The organism is Pseudomonas sp. MWU347 (assembly GCF_017947305.1).
GTDB lineage: Bacteria > Pseudomonadota > Gammaproteobacteria > Pseudomonadales > Pseudomonadaceae > Aquipseudomonas > Aquipseudomonas putida_A.
Window position 1 is genome coordinate 212,212 of record NZ_JAFGZB010000010.1, and the last position, 14,274, is coordinate 226,485.

Below are 14,274 nucleotides of genomic sequence, written 5' to 3' on the forward strand. Positions count from 1 at the left end.
CCGCTCCCACAGGGGATTTGTGTCCAGCCTCGAGCTTGCGCCAATTCCTATAACAAGAAACCGGAGAACCACTCATGTCGTTAAGCGTGTTCGACCTGTTCAAGATTGGCATCGGCCCTTCCAGCTCCCACACCGTCGGCCCGATGCGTGCCGCTGCGCGCTTCGCCGAAGGCCTGCGCCGCGATGACCTGCTGTCGGCCACCAGCACCGTCAAAGTCGAGCTGTACGGCTCGCTCGGTGCTACCGGCAAGGGACACGGCAGCGACAAAGCCGTGCTGCTTGGCCTTGAAGGTGAACACCCGGACACCGTCGATACCGAAACCGTCGCCGCACGCCTGCAGGATATTCGCGGCAATGGCCGGCTGAATCTGCTCGGAGAACACAGCATTGCGTTCAACGAGAAAGAACACCTGGCGATGATCCGCAAACCCTTGGCCTATCACCCCAACGGCATGACCTTTCGCGCCTTCGATGCTGCCGGTATTCAGATTCGCAGCCGCGAGTACTACTCGGTCGGTGGCGGGTTTGTGGTCGATGAAGATGCGGCCGGTGCCGACCGAATCGTCGAAGACGCGACACCGCTGACCTTCCCGTTCAAAAGTGCCAAGGATTTGCTCGGCCATTGCGCTACCTACGGGTTGTCGATCAGCCAGGTGATGCTGACTAATGAAAGCGCCTGGCGCCCGGAGGCGGAGACGCGCGCCGGTCTGCTGAAAATCTGGCAAGTGATGCAGGACTGCGTCGCCGCTGGCTGTCGCAACGAAGGCATTTTGCCGGGCGGGCTGAAGGTCAAACGCCGGGCGGCGGCATTGCATCGGCAACTGTGCAAGAACCCGGAATCAGCGCTGCGTGATCCGCTGTCCGTGCTGGACTGGGTCAACCTTTATGCACTGGCGGTCAACGAAGAAAACGCCAACGGTGGTCGTGTAGTCACCGCGCCGACCAACGGCGCGGCGGGCATCATCCCGGCGGTGCTGCATTACTACATGCGCTTTATCCCGGGTGCGAACGATGACGGCGTGGTGCGCTTTCTGCTGACCGCCGCCGCCATCGGCATTCTGTACAAGGAAAACGCTTCGATCTCCGGTGCCGAAGTCGGCTGTCAGGGTGAGGTCGGCGTGGCTTGCTCGATGGCCGCCGGCGCGTTGTGTGAAGTGCTCGGCGGCAGCGTGCAGCAAGTCGAGAACGCGGCGGAAATCGGCATGGAACACAACCTCGGCCTGACCTGCGACCCGATTGGCGGGCTGGTGCAGGTGCCGTGTATCGAGCGCAACGCCATGGGCTCGGTGAAAGCGATCAACGCGGTGCGCATGGCCATGCGCGGCGACGGGCAACACTTCGTCTCCCTCGACAAGGTCATCCGCACCATGCGCCAGACCGGCGCCGACATGAAAAGCAAATACAAAGAGACCGCCCGTGGCGGTCTGGCAGTCAACATCATCGAATGCTGATTTATGTCCTCTCCCTTTGGGAGAGGACCGCACTTAGCCCCCTCTCCCTCCGGGAGAGGGCTGGGGTGAGGGGCTTTTGATCTTAATCTAAATCTAGCCCCATGCCCCCAAACTCAAACTTTCAAGGAGCCACGCATGTCCACCGAACAACTGTCGAAAACCCCGCTGCACGCTCTGCATATCGAACTCGGCGCCCGCATGGTGCCGTTCGCCGGCTACGACATGCCGGTGCAATACCCGCTGGGCGTGATGAAGGAACACCAACACACCCGTGAACAGGCCGGGCTGTTCGATGTCTCGCACATGGGCCAGATCCGCCTGACCGGCGCCAATGCCGCCAAGGCTCTGGAAACCCTGGTGCCGGTGGATATCATCGACCTGCCGGTGGGCATGCAGCGCTACGCAATGTTCACCAACGACAACGGCGGCATCCTCGACGACCTGATGGTCGCCAATCTCGGTAACGACGAGCTGTTCCTGGTGGTCAACGCCGCGTGCAAGGATCAGGATCTGGCGCATCTGCAAAAGCACATCGGCGATCAGTGCACCATTACGGAGCTGTTCGAAGCGCGCGCGCTACTGGCGTTGCAAGGCCCGGCTGCGGTCACCGTGCTGGCGCGCCTGGCCCCTGAAGTCGCAAAAATGACTTTCATGCAGTTCAACCGCGTGCAACTGCTGGGCGTGGATTGCTTCGTCAGCCGTTCGGGCTACACCGGTGAAGACGGTTTCGAAATCTCAGTGCCGGCCGCCGATGCAGAAAAACTCGCCCGCGCCCTGCTGGCCGAACCGGAAGTTCAGGCCATCGGCCTCGGCGCCCGCGACTCGCTGCGCCTGGAAGCCGGCCTGTGCCTGTACGGGCACGACATGAACACCGAGACCACGCCGATCGAAGCCAGCCTGTTGTGGGCAATCTCCAAGCCACGTCGTGCCGACGGCGCACGGGCCGGTGGTTTCCCGGGGGCAGAGACAGTTTTTGCTCAGCAGCAGAATGGCGTCGCGCGCAAACGCGTCGGTCTGCTGCCACAGGAACGTACGCCGGTGCGTGAAGGCGCAGAAATCGTCAACGACGCGGGCGAAATCATCGGCAGCGTGTGCAGCGGCGGCTTCGGTCCGACCCTGGGCGGGCCGTTGGCGATGGGTTACCTCGACGGCGCTTATGTCACCCTGGATACGCCAGTCTGGGCCATCGTTCGTGGGAAAAAGGTGCAAATGCTTGTAAGCAAAATGCCATTTGTTCCACAACGCTACTATCGTGGTTGATTGACTGTTTCTATAAGTAACGCGATTGCGTTATGCGTGCACTAATGTGTAACGCAATCGCCACAAAAAAGTGCATTTTCTAACATTTGATTCGATTATGAACTTTACTTATAACGTTCGAAAACTTTTGAACAAGCTAATCGTCTAAGCCGCACTAGCAGACTGACTAACTGCCAGCAGGGACAGTAAAACCGGGGCCTTCGCGGGGCTTGTTTTTTCTCCCGTAGTTGGCGTAGAGTTTGTCCACTGTGTTTGCATGGGTCAGCTTGGAATCGTGACCTGGGCAGTAGCCTACAAGTTAGCTACATCCCGCTCGACGTCTTCTTACTCTCCTGCAACCAGCCCCAGTACTCTTTCATGAGAAAGAGGCTGTCATCAATTTATGCGTCAAAGGAAATAAGAAATGTCCCAACGTCAGAGCGGTACCGTCAAGTGGTTTAACGACGAGAAAGGTTTTGGTTTTATCACTCCAGAAAGCGGTCCGGATCTGTTCGTGCATTTCCGCGCTATTCAGGGCAACGGCTTCAAGAGCCTGAAAGAAGGCCAGAAAGTGACCTTCGTTGCTGTGCAAGGCCAGAAAGGCATGCAGGCTGATGAAGTACAAGCAGAAGGTTAATCTTCTGTAACGAAAAAGCCCCTGATATTGATATCAGGGGCTTTTTTGTGCGCGCGAATCCGTAAAATGGCGCTTCATTTTGCGTCCAGAGGCTGCCATGTCGAAGAACCTGCTCACTCCCCAGGGCGACTTTCCTGCTGTTGGCCTCGGCCGGCGCCTGGCCGCGATGTTCTATGACTTCCTGTTGTGCACTGCCCTGCTGATCGTCACCGGATTCGTCTACAAGTTGATCCAGGCAGCGATCATCGGTGAAGAACGCCTGCGCGTGCTGACCGACGCCGGAAAAATGGATGGCGATCCGCTGTATTCCACAGTGTTGCTGTTGGTGCTGTTTGCGTTCTTCGCCAAGTTCTGGACCCACGGCGGGCAGACACTGGGCATGCAGGTATGGGGCATACGCGTACAGAACGCCGATGGCAGCGCGATCAGCCTGTGGCAGGCGCTGCTGCGGTTTATGGTGTCGATCGCTTCGTGGCTGTGCGCAGGGCTTGGATTCTTCTGGTCGCTGTACGACAAGCAGAAGCGCACCTGGCACGACATCTATTCCGATACCCGCGTGGTGCGGATTCCGAAGAAGACCAAATAGTTTCCAGACACCAGATACCAATGTGGGAGCGGGCTTGCTCGCGAAGGCGGTGTATCAGTCACCTTTTGCATCGACTGATACACCGCCTTCGCGAGCAAGCCCGCTCCCACAGGTTTTGCGTGTTGCCTCAACGAGCTTAAGCGTTACCCGCCAGCTTCATCCGCGCCGCCTGGGTGAAATCCAGCATGCGCTTCAACGGGCGGATCGCCTGCGGAATCAGCGCCGGATCGACAAAGATCTCGTTCGTCCCTTCCTTCAGGCTCTTGAGCGTGCGCTCAAGGGTGTTCATGGCCATCCACGGGCAATGTGCGCAACTGCGGCACGCCGCGCCGTTACCGGCGGTTGGCGCCTCGATGAAGACCTTGTCCGGGCACAGCTGCTGCATCTTGTAGAAGATGCCACGGTCGGTGGCGACGATCAGGGTCTTGTTCGGCAGGCTTTGCGCGGCTGCGATCAACTGACTGGTGGAACCTACTGCGTCCGCCAGTTCGATCACCGAGGTCGGCGACTCCGGGTGCACCAGAATCGCGGCGTCCGGATACAGCGCCTTCATGTCTTCGAGCTGCTTGGACTTGAACTCTTCGTGGACGATGCAGGCACCGTCCCACAGCAGCATGTCAGCGCCGGTCTTGCGCTGGATGTAGGTGCCCAGGTGCTTGTCCGGGCCCCAGATGATGGTCTCGCCGTTGTCCATCAGGCTTTCGACGATCTCCAGTGCGCAGCTCGACGTTACCACCCAGTCAGCACGGGCTTTGACCGCGGCCGAGGTGTTGGCGTACACCACCACCGTGCGCTCCGGGTGCTGATCGCAGAACGCCGAGAACTCGTCCACCGGGCAACCGAGGTCCAGCGAGCAGGTCGCGTCCAGGGTCGGCATCAGCACGCGTTTTTCCGGGTTGAGGATCTTCGCGGTCTCGCCCATGAACTTCACGCCGGCGACCACCACGGTCTTGGCCGGGTGAGCGTTGCCGAAGCGCGCCATTTCGAGGGAGTCAGACACACAGCCGCCGGTTTCTTCGGCCAGGGCCTGAATCACCGGATCGCAATAGAAGTGGGCCACCAGCACCGCGTCCTGAGCCTTGAGCTCGGCGGCGATGGCGGAACGGTAGTGGGCCTCTTCCTCGGCAGTCAGCGGTTTGGGCTGTTTGGCATCGAGGTGGGCTTGAACCAGAAGGCGTTCGGAAATCTGCGTCATGTTCGCAAGACCTGCAGGCGCTTTCGCGCGAAAGTCGAGTATACACCCGGCTCCGGACCACTTGAGGGTACCGCCGGGAGAGTGAGTATTATCAGGCACGGACAGCGTTGAAGCTGCGCAAGGCTACAGAATATCCCGTTGATACAAAAGATGATTCTGACCTGTGTCAGCGCAGGCAACGATCAAGGGAGAGGTGCCTGAATCGCAGGCAAAAAAAAACCCGGAAATCCTCACTTTCGTGGGCCTTCCGGATTTTCTAAACCGCCAAATATGGTGGGTCGTGTGGGATTCGAACCTACGACCAATTGGTTAAAAGCCAACTGCTCTACCAACTGAGCTAACGACCCGCTGTGTGGTGGCGCGTATAATACTGATTTTTAAGGACTATTCAACACCTTTTTGAAAAAAATCAAAAATAAGGTGTTGGATCGCTTACACCGGCCGCTGCGAAGCCTTCTGCACGCAGGCGGCAGCTGTCGCATTTGCCGCACGCACGGCCGTCATCGTCCGCCTGATAGCAGGAAACTGTCAGGCCGTAATTCACGCCCAGCTTCACGCCCGCCTGGACGATCTGCGCCTTGCTCAGGTTCTGCAGCGGTGCCTGGATGCGGAAACCGTTGCCTTCCACACCCGCCTTGGTCGCCAGGTTGGCCATGCGCTCGAACGACTCGATGAACTCCGGACGGCAATCCGGGTAACCGGAATAGTCCACCGCGTTGACCCCGATAAAGATGTCACGCGCGCCGAGCACTTCAGCCCAGCCCAGTGCCAGCGACAGGAACACCGTGTTGCGCGCCGGTACGTAGGTCACCGGGATGCCCTCGCCCAGTTCTTCCGGGATGTCGATGCTGGTGTCGGTCAGTGCCGAGCCGCCTATGCCATTCAGGTTCAGGCCGATCACTTTGTGCTCGACCACACCCAGATCGCGAGCGACGCGCGCGGCGGCATGCAGCTCTGCATGGGAGCGCTGGCCGTAATCGAAACTCATGGTGTAACAGGCGAAACCTTCGGCTCGGGCCATTGCCACGACCGTGGCCGAATCCAGACCGCCCGACAGTAAAATCACTGCACGCTGTTCGGTGGTGTTCAGTTGTTCAGTCATCTCAGCGCCCCGGCTCGTCATTCCAAAGATACTTGTGCAGCTGTAATTGCAGACGCACCGGCAGGTTGTCTGCCACCACCCAGTCCGCCAGATCCCTGGCATTGAGGTCATGATGACTTGGGGAAAACAGCACTTCACCCGCACGTTGATCGAGACCGTACTGGATCAGTTTGGAAACCGCCCAGTCATAGTCGTCCCGCGAACAGATGACAAACTTCACCTGATCGTTGGGCGTCAACAGTTCGATGTTTTCGTAGCGGTTGCGGTGCGCCTCTTTGGAGTCCGGCGTCTTCAAGTCGACCACGCGACTGACGCGCGAATCTACCGCCGAGATATCGAGTGCACCACTGGTTTCCAGTGACACTTCGTAACCGGCATCACACAATTGCTTGAGCAACGGGATGGCATTGGGCTGCGCCAGCGGTTCACCGCCGGTCACGCAGACGTAGCGCGGGCGAAACCCGGCCACTTGTTCGAGGATATCGTCGAGGGTGCGGATCGTACCGCCGCTGAACGCATAGGCGCTGTCGCAGTATTGGCAACGCAATGGGCAACCGGTCAGGCGCACAAAAACCGTGGGCAGCCCGGCAGTCCGCGTTTCCCCCTGCAACGAGTAGAAAACTTCGGTAATTCTCAATGTGTCTTGCATAGTCGCCACGGGCGTAACAGCTAAACAGGCTGTCCGCCTCCGTCAGGCACTTCAGACAACCCCGCCAACGCGTAGATCACCAGAAGCGTGTTTCAGAAAAAGGGCGTGAATTCTAACGAAAAAACCCGCGACAAGCGCGGGTTTCTTCCAAACGGGTCAAACACACTTACATGCGTTGCAGATCGCGTTGGGCCAACTGAGCAGCGGAGGTCCCCGGGTATTGGGAAACCACCTGTTGCAGAATGCCTTTGACCTTGTCGGTGTGACCGAGGCGGCGCTCTACATCAGCCAGCTTGTACAGCGAATCCGGCACTTTGGCGTGCTTGGGATAGAGCTGCGACACCTTGGCGAAAGCCTGACCTGCACCTTGCAGATCGCCCTTGGCCAGGTTCACTTCGCCCAACCAGTACTGGGCATTGCCCGCGTATTGGCTGTTCGGGTATTTGCGCAGGAATGCCGAGAAAGCCTGGCTGGCCTTGTCGAAATCCTTGGCTTTGATCAGGTCGAAAGCGGCATCGTAATACAGCTTTTCCTTGGCCGGATCACCCGGTTCGCTACTTGCAGCAGGTGCCTGGGCAGCAGCCCCGGCGCCAGCGGCAGCACCGGCAGCAGCACTTGCATCGCCACCGGCAGAAGAATTCTCAGGAGTCGCGGCAGGTGCAACACCGGATCCTATGCGCCGATCAAGATCCTGGTATCGCTCCAGGGATTCCTGTTTCATGCGCGCAACCTGATTCTGCAGTTCTTCGATCACACCTTGCTGGCGCGATATCTGATCCTGCATCTGTTGCAGTTGGTTGAACAGCATGCCCTGTGCCGAGGCAGGGGCCGAAGCCGCTCCCCCGGCATAGGCGCCGTTCGTACCGTAACCCGCAGGCGGATAACTGCTCCCGCTATTGTTATAACCGGAGTTGTCATCGACCACAGGAACCGCAGCCCACGCCGCAAGCGGCGCGAGGCTGAGAGCCAGAACAGTTACAGCACGACGGCACGTTCGCATATCGAATTACTTACGCAGTTCGACGCGACGGTTTTGAGCCCAGGACTGCTCGTCGTTGCCGGTAGCAACTGGACGCTCTTCGCCGTAGGAAACCAGTTCCAGCTGAGCTGGGGAAACACCTTGCAGTACCAGGTAGCGCTGAACGGCTTTCGCACGACGCTCGCCCAGTGCCATGTTGTACTCACGAGTACCACGTTCGTCGGTGTTGCCTTCCAGAACAACGCGAGCGCCGTTTGCTTTCAGGTCTTTGGCGTGAACGTCCAGAGCGCGCATGGCTTCTGGCTTCAGGTCCGAGCTGTCGTATTCGAAGTAGAAGGTGGTGATTGCGCGCAGAGCAGCTTCTTCGCTCAGGGAACCGTCAACGGCACCAGTGTTTGCGCCGTAACCAGCGTTTGGATCAACAGCGCCTTCACCGGCGTTGTCGCCGCCTTTGGACGAGCAACCTACAGCTACAGCCATGGCCAGAGCCAGCGCAGCAAATTTACCAAACTTCAGCATTTCCATCGTGAAACTCCTAATGAACCCCAGTGTGTTAAGTAAAACGTAAAGCGCCGCGTCAGTTCAGGTAAGGGGACCAGGACGGTTCTCTGACTTCGCCTTGTGCGGTAGGAAGCGGGAGCCTCACGCGTCCATTAATGGACACGAGCATCAAGACTCCCCGGCCCTGCTGGCGGGTGGCGTAGATTACCATGGTGCCGTTGGGCGCAACAGTAGGTGACTCGTCCAGAGTGCTATCAGTGAGGATCTTTACACTACCTCGCTGCAAATCCTGGGCCGCCACCTTGAAATTGGTGAAACCATCCTGGCGATGAATCATCACCAGCGTCTTTTCATCAGCCGACAGCTTCGGGTTGGCGTTGTAGTTGCCAATGAAGGTCACACGCTCGGCACCACCGCCGCTGGCGCTGGTTTTGTAGATCTGCGGCTTGCCGCCACGGTCCGAGGTGAAGTAGATGGTCGAACCATCCTTGCCCCAGTACGGTTCGGTGTTGATGCCAGGGCCTGCCGTCACGCGAGTGATCTGACGCGAACCCAGGTTCATCACATAGATATCCGGGTTGCCGTCTTTCGACAGTACGAAAGCCAGGCGATTGCCATCTGGCGACCAGGCTGGTGCGCCGTTCAGGCCTTCGAAGTTGGTGATCTGCTCACGGCGACCGGTGTCGATGTTCTGCATGAAGATCCGTGGACGCTTCTGCTCGAACGACACGTAGGCGATGCGCTTGCCATCCGGTGCGAAACGCGGCGACAGGATCGGCTCGCGCGATTGCAGCAGAGTCACGGCACGGGCACCGTCGTAGTCCGAACGCTGCAGGGTGTAGCGAGTGTTCTTCTCGGAGAAACGCTCGGCTGTCACGTACAGCAGACGGGTCGAAAACGCACCTTTGATGCCGGTGAGTTTTTCGAACGACTGGTCAGAGATGAAGTGCGCCATGTCACGCAGTTGCTCGGTGGTACCGGAAACACTGCCGTCAGCCACTTTCTGCTCGGTGGCCACGTTGAACAGTGCCCATTGCACCTGCAGACGACCGCCCGCAGGAGCAATGCTGCCGACCATCATGTATTGAGCACCCACCGCCTTCCAGTCACGGAAGATGATTTCGCTCGGCTGGCTTGGCTGGCTGATCATGTTTTGCTTTGGAATCGGCGAGTAGTAGCCCGAGTTCCGCAAATCGTTACCAATGATTTCGGCCATGTCGTCCGGCAGCACGGCACCGCCCTGCATACCGAACGGTACGACGGCGATCGGGGTGGCCCGATCGCTGCCGCTGGTGACCAGAATGTTCTTTTCATCAGCCATCGCGATCCCTGCCATGCAGCAGATCACGACCAGCATTCCTCGAAGAAGGTTTCTCACAAGGCTAGATCCTCAGGTGTGAATGTCATCTTGAATGAACGATACGGAGCGAAATCGCTCGGCTTCATTCCCTGCATTTCTGTCAAACGTCCAATATTCTTCACTGCCGCAACTGCCGACGCATCGAACGGACCATCGCCACTGGACTTGGCGACGCTGACCGAAGTCACCGTACCGTCCGGCAACATGCCGATTTGCAGCACGACCGTCATGCCTTTGCGTGCCGAAGGCGGACGCGCCCAACCTTCCGCTGCCCGCGCACGAATCAGGTCATCGAAACTGCCCGCGACTTCGTCACCCTGTTCATCGGCCATGGCCTGCTCACGCTGCGGCGTATCGGAAAGCAAATCTGCCAGGGCCTGAGCCTTTTTCTCTTCGGCGGATTTACGTGCCGCTTCCTGCGATTTTTTCTTCGCAGCATCGGCAGCAGCTTTCTTCTTCGCTTCGTCGGCGACTTTCTTCTTCGCCTCTTCAGCCTCAGCTTTTTTCTTGGCGTCTTCGGCGGCTTTCTTCTTCGCGTCTTCGACGATCTTCTTCTTGGCTTCTTCAGCGGCCGCTTTCTTGGCCTCTTCTTCAGCCGCCTTCTTGGCTTCTTCTTCGGCTTTCTTCTTGGCTATATCAGCCAATTGTTTCTCTTCTGCCTTCTTGGCCTCGGCTTTCTTCGCATCGTCGGCTTTCTTGGCTTCATCAGCCTTTTTCGCCTCGTCCGCTTTCTTCGCCTGATCGGCCTTCTTGGCTTCCTCGGCCTTTTGAGCCGCTTCTTCTTTCTTTTGTTCCGCAGCCTTCACCGCTTCCTGCTCGACCTTTTTCTGCTCCATCTGCTCGACTTCGGTCTGGCGCGCGGCGGATTTCTTCGCCTCACCCGCAATCTTCTGATTGGTCTGGGTGGTTGCCTGACTTTTCGATTTCAGTTGGTACAGGGTCGCCTGGACAATCGGCTTGGCCGGCGGCAACTCGGGTGTGAAGGCGAAACTGACGAACAGCATGCCGAACACCAGCACGTGCAGGACAATCGCCAGAACACTTGGCCAGAAGTAGCTTTCCGAGGCGGACGGCTCTCGCTGTTGCTGCATCAGGGGGCCTCGGTAATCAAACCAACATTACCGACCCCGGCTTTCTGCAACCCGCCCATGGCACCCATCACGGCGCCGTAGTCGACCGACTTGTCGCCTCGGATAAAGACCTGGGTACGCTTGCCGCCTTCGGTGCCGGCGCGAATGATCTTGGTCACCGCGTCAGTCATCTGCGGCAGGGTCATTGCCCTGTCCTGCTGCTTTTCGGTATCGACTTCGCTGCCAAGGTTCCAGTAGTAGGTCTTGTCAGCCTTGATCGAAATGGTCAGCACCTGAGTGTTGTTGTCCTGCGGCAAGGCTTCGCTGGAAACCTTGGGCAGATCCACTTTCACGCCCTGATTGAGCATCGGCGCGGTCACCATGAAGATAACCAGCAGCACCAGCATCACGTCGATGTATGGCACCACGTTCATCTCGGCGACCGGCTTGCGCTTGTTTCGGGCTCGAGCGATTAAAGCCATCGGGAAATACCTGCTTATTCTTCGCTGGTGTGCACTTTGCGGTGCAGGATCGCCTGGAACTCATCGGCGAAGGTGTAGTAGCGGCTCAGCAAGGTTTCGCTGCGGGCAGAGAAACGGTTGTAAGCGATAACGGCCGGGATCGCGGCGAACAGGCCGATCGCGGTGGCGATCAGGGCTTCGGCGATACCCGGGGCCACGGTGGCCAGGGTCGCCTGCTGGGCGCTGGCCAGACCGCGGAAGGAGTTCATGATGCCCCACACGGTACCGAACAGACCGATGTACGGGCTGACCGAACCAACGGTGGCGAGAAACGGCAGGCTCTGCTCCAGCTTCTCTTCCTCACGGGAGATGGCAACGCGCATGGCACGGGCCACACCTTCCATCACCGCTTCCGGATCGACGCCTGGCTGCTGACGCAGACGGGAGAACTCCTTGAAACCGGCACGGAAGATCTGCTCCACACCCGAATCCGGATCCGGGTTGCTGCCGGCCTGACGGTACAGCTTGGACAGATCGATACCCGACCAGAAGCGCTCTTCGAAGCTCTCCAGGGCGCGTCGACCGGCGCGCAACAGATTGCTGCGCTGAAAGATCATGATCCATGAGGTCACCGATGCGGCCACCAGGGTCAACATTACCAACTGCACCACGATGCTGGCATTGCTGACCAGGCTCCACATGGAGGAATGGTCGACGACGTTAGCTTCCACGCTTTATCTCCTGCTTTGAGTGTGTACCCGTGCCGCCCGCGTCGGCAAAGGCCGCACGCAAGGATTCGGGCATGGCCCGGGGTTTCAAACTGTCGGTGCGCACGCAGGCCACCAGAAACTGCCCTTCACAGAGCAGCACATTATCCGTGGCCCGCCTGACCTGCTGTTTAAAGCGCAGGCTGGCACGGTTCAATTCGATTACATCAGCGCTTACCAGCAGTTCGTCGTCCAGTCGCGCCGGCGCGTGGTAGCGCGCTTCGCTGGAATGCACGACAAACAACAGGTCCTCCCCGGCCAGTTCCGACTGGGCAAAGCCCAGCGTCCGGAGCCGCTCGGTTCGAGCCCGTTCCATAAACTTGAGGTAATTAACGTAATACACGATGCCGCCCGCATCGGTGTCCTCGTAATAAACGCGACAACGATGTGCGAACGGCTCAAGCCCGTTTTGCGCGCGCATACTCTAGTGCTTACTCCTCGGGTTGCCAATCCGGCCAGGCAACTGTTTTTTCAGTGTTTAAGGCTTTACCGCAAAAGTACCGTCCTGTGACAGTACAAACGCTGAATAAATCGCCAATAAATGTGTATCAATCGTCCAAGGCATCGAGAAACTCGTCTGCCACGGGCATTTCACCCATTCGTGACGGAATGTTTAAACCGAAATGCAGGTACGCATGCCGTGTCACCACCCTGCCCCGTGGCGTACGCATGATGTAACCCTGTTGAATCAGGTACGGCTCCAGCACATCTTCGATGGTATGGCGCTCTTCACTGATCGCCGCCGCCAGACTGTCGATACCCACCGGGCCGCCATCGAACTTCTCGATCATGGTCAGCAGCAGGCGCCGGTCCTGATGGTCGAAACCGTGTTCATCGACGTCCAGCAGGTTCAACGCCAGATCGGCCACCGACTTGGTGATATGGCCCTTGGCGCGCACTTCGGCAAAATCGCGCACCCGACGCAGTAGACGATTGGCGATTCGCGGCGTACCACGGGCACGACGAGCGATTTCGAAAGAACCCTCCGGATCCAGTGGCAGACCGAGAATAGCCGCAGACCGACTGACAATCGTCGCCAGATCCGCTGTGCTGTAGAACTCAAGACGCTGGACGATACCGAAGCGGTCACGCAATGGGTTGGTCAGCATGCCGGCACGGGTGGTGGCGCCCACCAGGGTGAACGGTGGCAGATCAAGCTTGATCGAGCGCGCCGCCGGCCCTTCGCCGATCATGATGTCGAGCTGGAAATCTTCCATCGCCGGGTACAGCACTTCTTCAACGATGGGCGACAGACGATGGATTTCGTCGATGAACAACACGTCGTGCGGTTCCAGATTGGTCAGCAGTGCCGCCAAATCTCCCGGACGCTCAAGCACCGGACCGGACGTGCTCTTGATCGACACGCCCATTTCCTGGGCAATGATGTTGGCCAGCGTGGTTTTACCCAGACCCGGCGGGCCGAAGATCAGCGTGTGATCCAGTGACTCACTGCGACCACGCGCCGCCTGGATGAACAGTTCCATCTGCTCGCGCACGGTCGGCTGGCCAATATAGTCGGCCAGACTGACCGGGCGAATGGCCCGATCCTGGACTTCTTCGCGCTCGCGCGGGCTGTGCGCGGCGGCGATCAGACGATCAGCTTCAATCACTTAAATCATTCCCTTCAGGGCGCGGCGGATCAGGTCTTCACTGCTCAAATTCTTGTCCTTGATGGCGGTAATCGCCTTGCTCGCTTCCTGCGGCTTGTAGCCCAGGGAAATCAGCGCACTGACCGCATCGTTTTCAGCGGTGTTGACCGGCGCCGGGCCGTCCGGCTGATTCGGCACCAGGGCGAACATGGCCGGCGAGGTTTCCCAGGCCTTGAAGCGATCCTTCAGTTCAACCAGCAGGCGCTCAGCGGTTTTCTTGCCGACCCCCGGGACCTTGGTCAGCGCCGAGGTATCCTGGGATTGCACGCAGCGAATCAGTTCATCGACTTCCAGGCTCGACATCAAGGCCAAGGCCAGTTTCGGCCCGACACCATTGAGACGGATCAACTCGCGAAAAAAGTCTCGCTCACGCTTGCCGGCGAAACCATAGAGTAACTGCGCGTCTTCGCGTACGACCAAATGGGTGTGCAGCGTCAGCGGTTCACCGACCGACGGCAGACGATAAAGGGTGGTCATGGGCACTTCCAGCTCATACCCGAGGCCGTTTACATCCAGAATCAGGTGCGGCGGCTGTTTCTCAGCCAGGGTGCCGCGCAAGCGTCCAATCACGTTTCAGATCCTTGAGCGTTGGCCAGCCGTGGGCTGGCGACAGATGGAAGGCGGGAAT

16 protein-coding genes and 1 tRNA gene are annotated in these 14,274 nt (G+C 58.7%); 4 read left to right on the forward strand and 13 right to left on the reverse strand.

The window, feature by feature from the left end; genetic code table 11:
• Positions 1-74 precede the first annotated feature (74 nt).
• The 4 genes from KCG87_RS21745 to KCG87_RS21760 all read left to right on the forward strand — a co-directional run bounded on the left by KCG87_RS21745 (position 75) and on the right by KCG87_RS21760 (position 3,913).
• Complete coding sequence (locus KCG87_RS21745; RefSeq protein ID WP_210558832.1) at positions 75-1,451, forward strand: L-serine ammonia-lyase; 1,377 nt, start codon at positions 75-77, stop codon at positions 1,449-1,451.
• Positions 1,452-1,586: 135 nt separating this feature from the next.
• A complete protein-coding gene (gcvT, locus tag KCG87_RS21750) occupies positions 1,587-2,711 on the forward strand; it encodes a glycine cleavage system aminomethyltransferase GcvT (protein ID WP_210558831.1) in 1,125 nt (374 codons plus the stop codon).
• Positions 2,712-3,114: 403 nt separating this feature from the next.
• The gene (locus tag KCG87_RS21755; protein WP_007934683.1) at positions 3,115-3,327 is read left to right on the forward strand and encodes a cold-shock protein; all 213 of its coding nucleotides are present in this window, start codon (positions 3,115-3,117) and stop codon (positions 3,325-3,327) included.
• 97 nt (positions 3,328-3,424) lie between these two features.
• On the forward strand, positions 3,425-3,913 hold the full coding sequence (locus KCG87_RS21760; RefSeq protein ID WP_115989038.1) for an RDD family protein: 489 nt from the start codon (positions 3,425-3,427) through the stop codon (positions 3,911-3,913).
• 136 nt (positions 3,914-4,049) lie between these two features.
• Here the strand turns inward: KCG87_RS21760 and nadA are convergent, their stop codons facing one another.
• The 13 genes from nadA to ruvA form a co-directional block, all read right to left on the reverse strand.
• Positions 4,050-5,108 carry a quinolinate synthase NadA gene (nadA, locus tag KCG87_RS21765; RefSeq protein ID WP_134787182.1) on the reverse strand — a complete coding sequence of 353 codons (1,059 nt, stop codon included), beginning with the start codon at positions 5,106-5,108 and terminating at the stop codon, positions 4,050-4,052.
• Between the two features lie 271 nt (positions 5,109-5,379).
• A tRNA-Lys gene (locus tag KCG87_RS21770) sits at positions 5,380-5,455 on the reverse strand.
• 62 nt (positions 5,456-5,517) lie between these two features.
• Entirely contained in the window at positions 5,518-6,210 is a 693-nt protein-coding gene (gene queC / locus KCG87_RS21775) for a 7-cyano-7-deazaguanine synthase QueC (protein ID WP_210558830.1), read from the reverse strand.
• A gap of 1 nt (position 6,211) precedes the next feature.
• Positions 6,212-6,859 (reverse strand): 7-carboxy-7-deazaguanine synthase QueE, encoded by a 648-nt coding sequence (gene queE, locus KCG87_RS21780; protein WP_027612537.1) that lies wholly within the window; start codon positions 6,857-6,859, stop codon positions 6,212-6,214.
• 166 nt (positions 6,860-7,025) lie between these two features.
• A complete protein-coding gene (ybgF, locus tag KCG87_RS21785; protein WP_097085952.1) occupies positions 7,026-7,859 on the reverse strand; it encodes a tol-pal system protein YbgF in 834 nt (277 codons plus the stop codon).
• A 6-nt stretch (positions 7,860-7,865) separates the two neighbouring features.
• Positions 7,866-8,363 (reverse strand): peptidoglycan-associated lipoprotein Pal, encoded by a 498-nt coding sequence (gene pal, locus KCG87_RS21790; protein WP_003178634.1) that lies wholly within the window; start codon positions 8,361-8,363, stop codon positions 7,866-7,868.
• Between the two features lie 52 nt (positions 8,364-8,415).
• A complete protein-coding gene (tolB, locus tag KCG87_RS21795; protein WP_164747834.1) occupies positions 8,416-9,696 on the reverse strand; it encodes a Tol-Pal system beta propeller repeat protein TolB in 1,281 nt (426 codons plus the stop codon).
• A 17-nt stretch (positions 9,697-9,713) separates the two neighbouring features.
• Positions 9,714-10,790, reverse strand: coding sequence for a cell envelope integrity protein TolA (gene tolA, locus KCG87_RS21800; protein WP_139054324.1), 1,077 nt, complete (start codon positions 10,788-10,790; stop codon positions 9,714-9,716).
• Positions 10,790-11,242, reverse strand: a complete 453-nt coding sequence (gene tolR, locus KCG87_RS21805; protein ID WP_161794900.1) for a protein TolR — start codon at positions 11,240-11,242, stop codon at positions 10,790-10,792. Before tolR ends, tolA begins: the two co-directional genes overlap by 1 nt.
• 23 nt (positions 11,243-11,265) lie before the next feature.
• On the reverse strand, positions 11,266-11,961 hold the full coding sequence (gene tolQ, locus KCG87_RS21810) for a protein TolQ (protein WP_007912733.1): 696 nt from the start codon (positions 11,959-11,961) through the stop codon (positions 11,266-11,268).
• Positions 11,951-12,418, reverse strand: a complete 468-nt coding sequence (ybgC, locus tag KCG87_RS21815; RefSeq protein WP_027612533.1) for a tol-pal system-associated acyl-CoA thioesterase — start codon at positions 12,416-12,418, stop codon at positions 11,951-11,953. The genes tolQ and ybgC overlap by 11 nt, the downstream gene beginning before the upstream one ends.
• A gap of 127 nt (positions 12,419-12,545) precedes the next feature.
• Positions 12,546-13,607 carry a Holliday junction branch migration DNA helicase RuvB gene (gene ruvB, locus KCG87_RS21820; RefSeq protein WP_003227521.1) on the reverse strand — a complete coding sequence of 354 codons (1,062 nt, stop codon included), beginning with the start codon at positions 13,605-13,607 and terminating at the stop codon, positions 12,546-12,548.
• Complete coding sequence (gene ruvA, locus KCG87_RS21825; protein WP_003227522.1) at positions 13,608-14,216, reverse strand: Holliday junction branch migration protein RuvA; 609 nt, start codon at positions 14,214-14,216, stop codon at positions 13,608-13,610.
• Between the last annotated feature and the right edge of the window lie 58 nt (positions 14,217-14,274).

What these genes read in the sequence shown, in the direction of transcription:
- KCG87_RS21745 (WP_210558832.1), top strand. Translation starts at nt 75, where the DNA reads ATGTCGTTAAGCGTGTTCGACCTGTTCAAGATTGGCATCGGCCCTTCC.
- gcvT (WP_210558831.1), top strand. Translation starts at nt 1,587, where the DNA reads ATGTCCACCGAACAACTGTCGAAAACCCCGCTGCACGCTCTGCATATC.
- KCG87_RS21755 (WP_007934683.1), top strand. Translation starts at nt 3,115, where the DNA reads ATGTCCCAACGTCAGAGCGGTACCGTCAAGTGGTTTAACGACGAGAAA.
- KCG87_RS21760 (WP_115989038.1), top strand. Translation starts at nt 3,425, where the DNA reads ATGTCGAAGAACCTGCTCACTCCCCAGGGCGACTTTCCTGCTGTTGGC.
- nadA (WP_134787182.1), bottom strand. Translation starts at nt 5,108, where the DNA reads ATGACGCAGATTTCCGAACGCCTTCTGGTTCAAGCCCACCTCGATGCC.
- queC (WP_210558830.1), bottom strand. Translation starts at nt 6,210, where the DNA reads ATGACTGAACAACTGAACACCACCGAACAGCGTGCAGTGATTTTACTG.
- queE (WP_027612537.1), bottom strand. Translation starts at nt 6,859, where the DNA reads ATGCAAGACACATTGAGAATTACCGAAGTTTTCTACTCGTTGCAGGGG.
- ybgF (WP_097085952.1), bottom strand. Translation starts at nt 7,859, where the DNA reads ATGCGAACGTGCCGTCGTGCTGTAACTGTTCTGGCTCTCAGCCTCGCG.
- pal (WP_003178634.1), bottom strand. Translation starts at nt 8,363, where the DNA reads ATGGAAATGCTGAAGTTTGGTAAATTTGCTGCGCTGGCTCTGGCCATG.
- tolB (WP_164747834.1), bottom strand. Translation starts at nt 9,696, where the DNA reads ATGCTGGTCGTGATCTGCTGCATGGCAGGGATCGCGATGGCTGATGAA.
- tolA (WP_139054324.1), bottom strand. Translation starts at nt 10,790, where the DNA reads ATGCAGCAACAGCGAGAGCCGTCCGCCTCGGAAAGCTACTTCTGGCCA.
- ybgC (WP_027612533.1), bottom strand. Translation starts at nt 12,418, where the DNA reads ATGCGCGCGCAAAACGGGCTTGAGCCGTTCGCACATCGTTGTCGCGTT.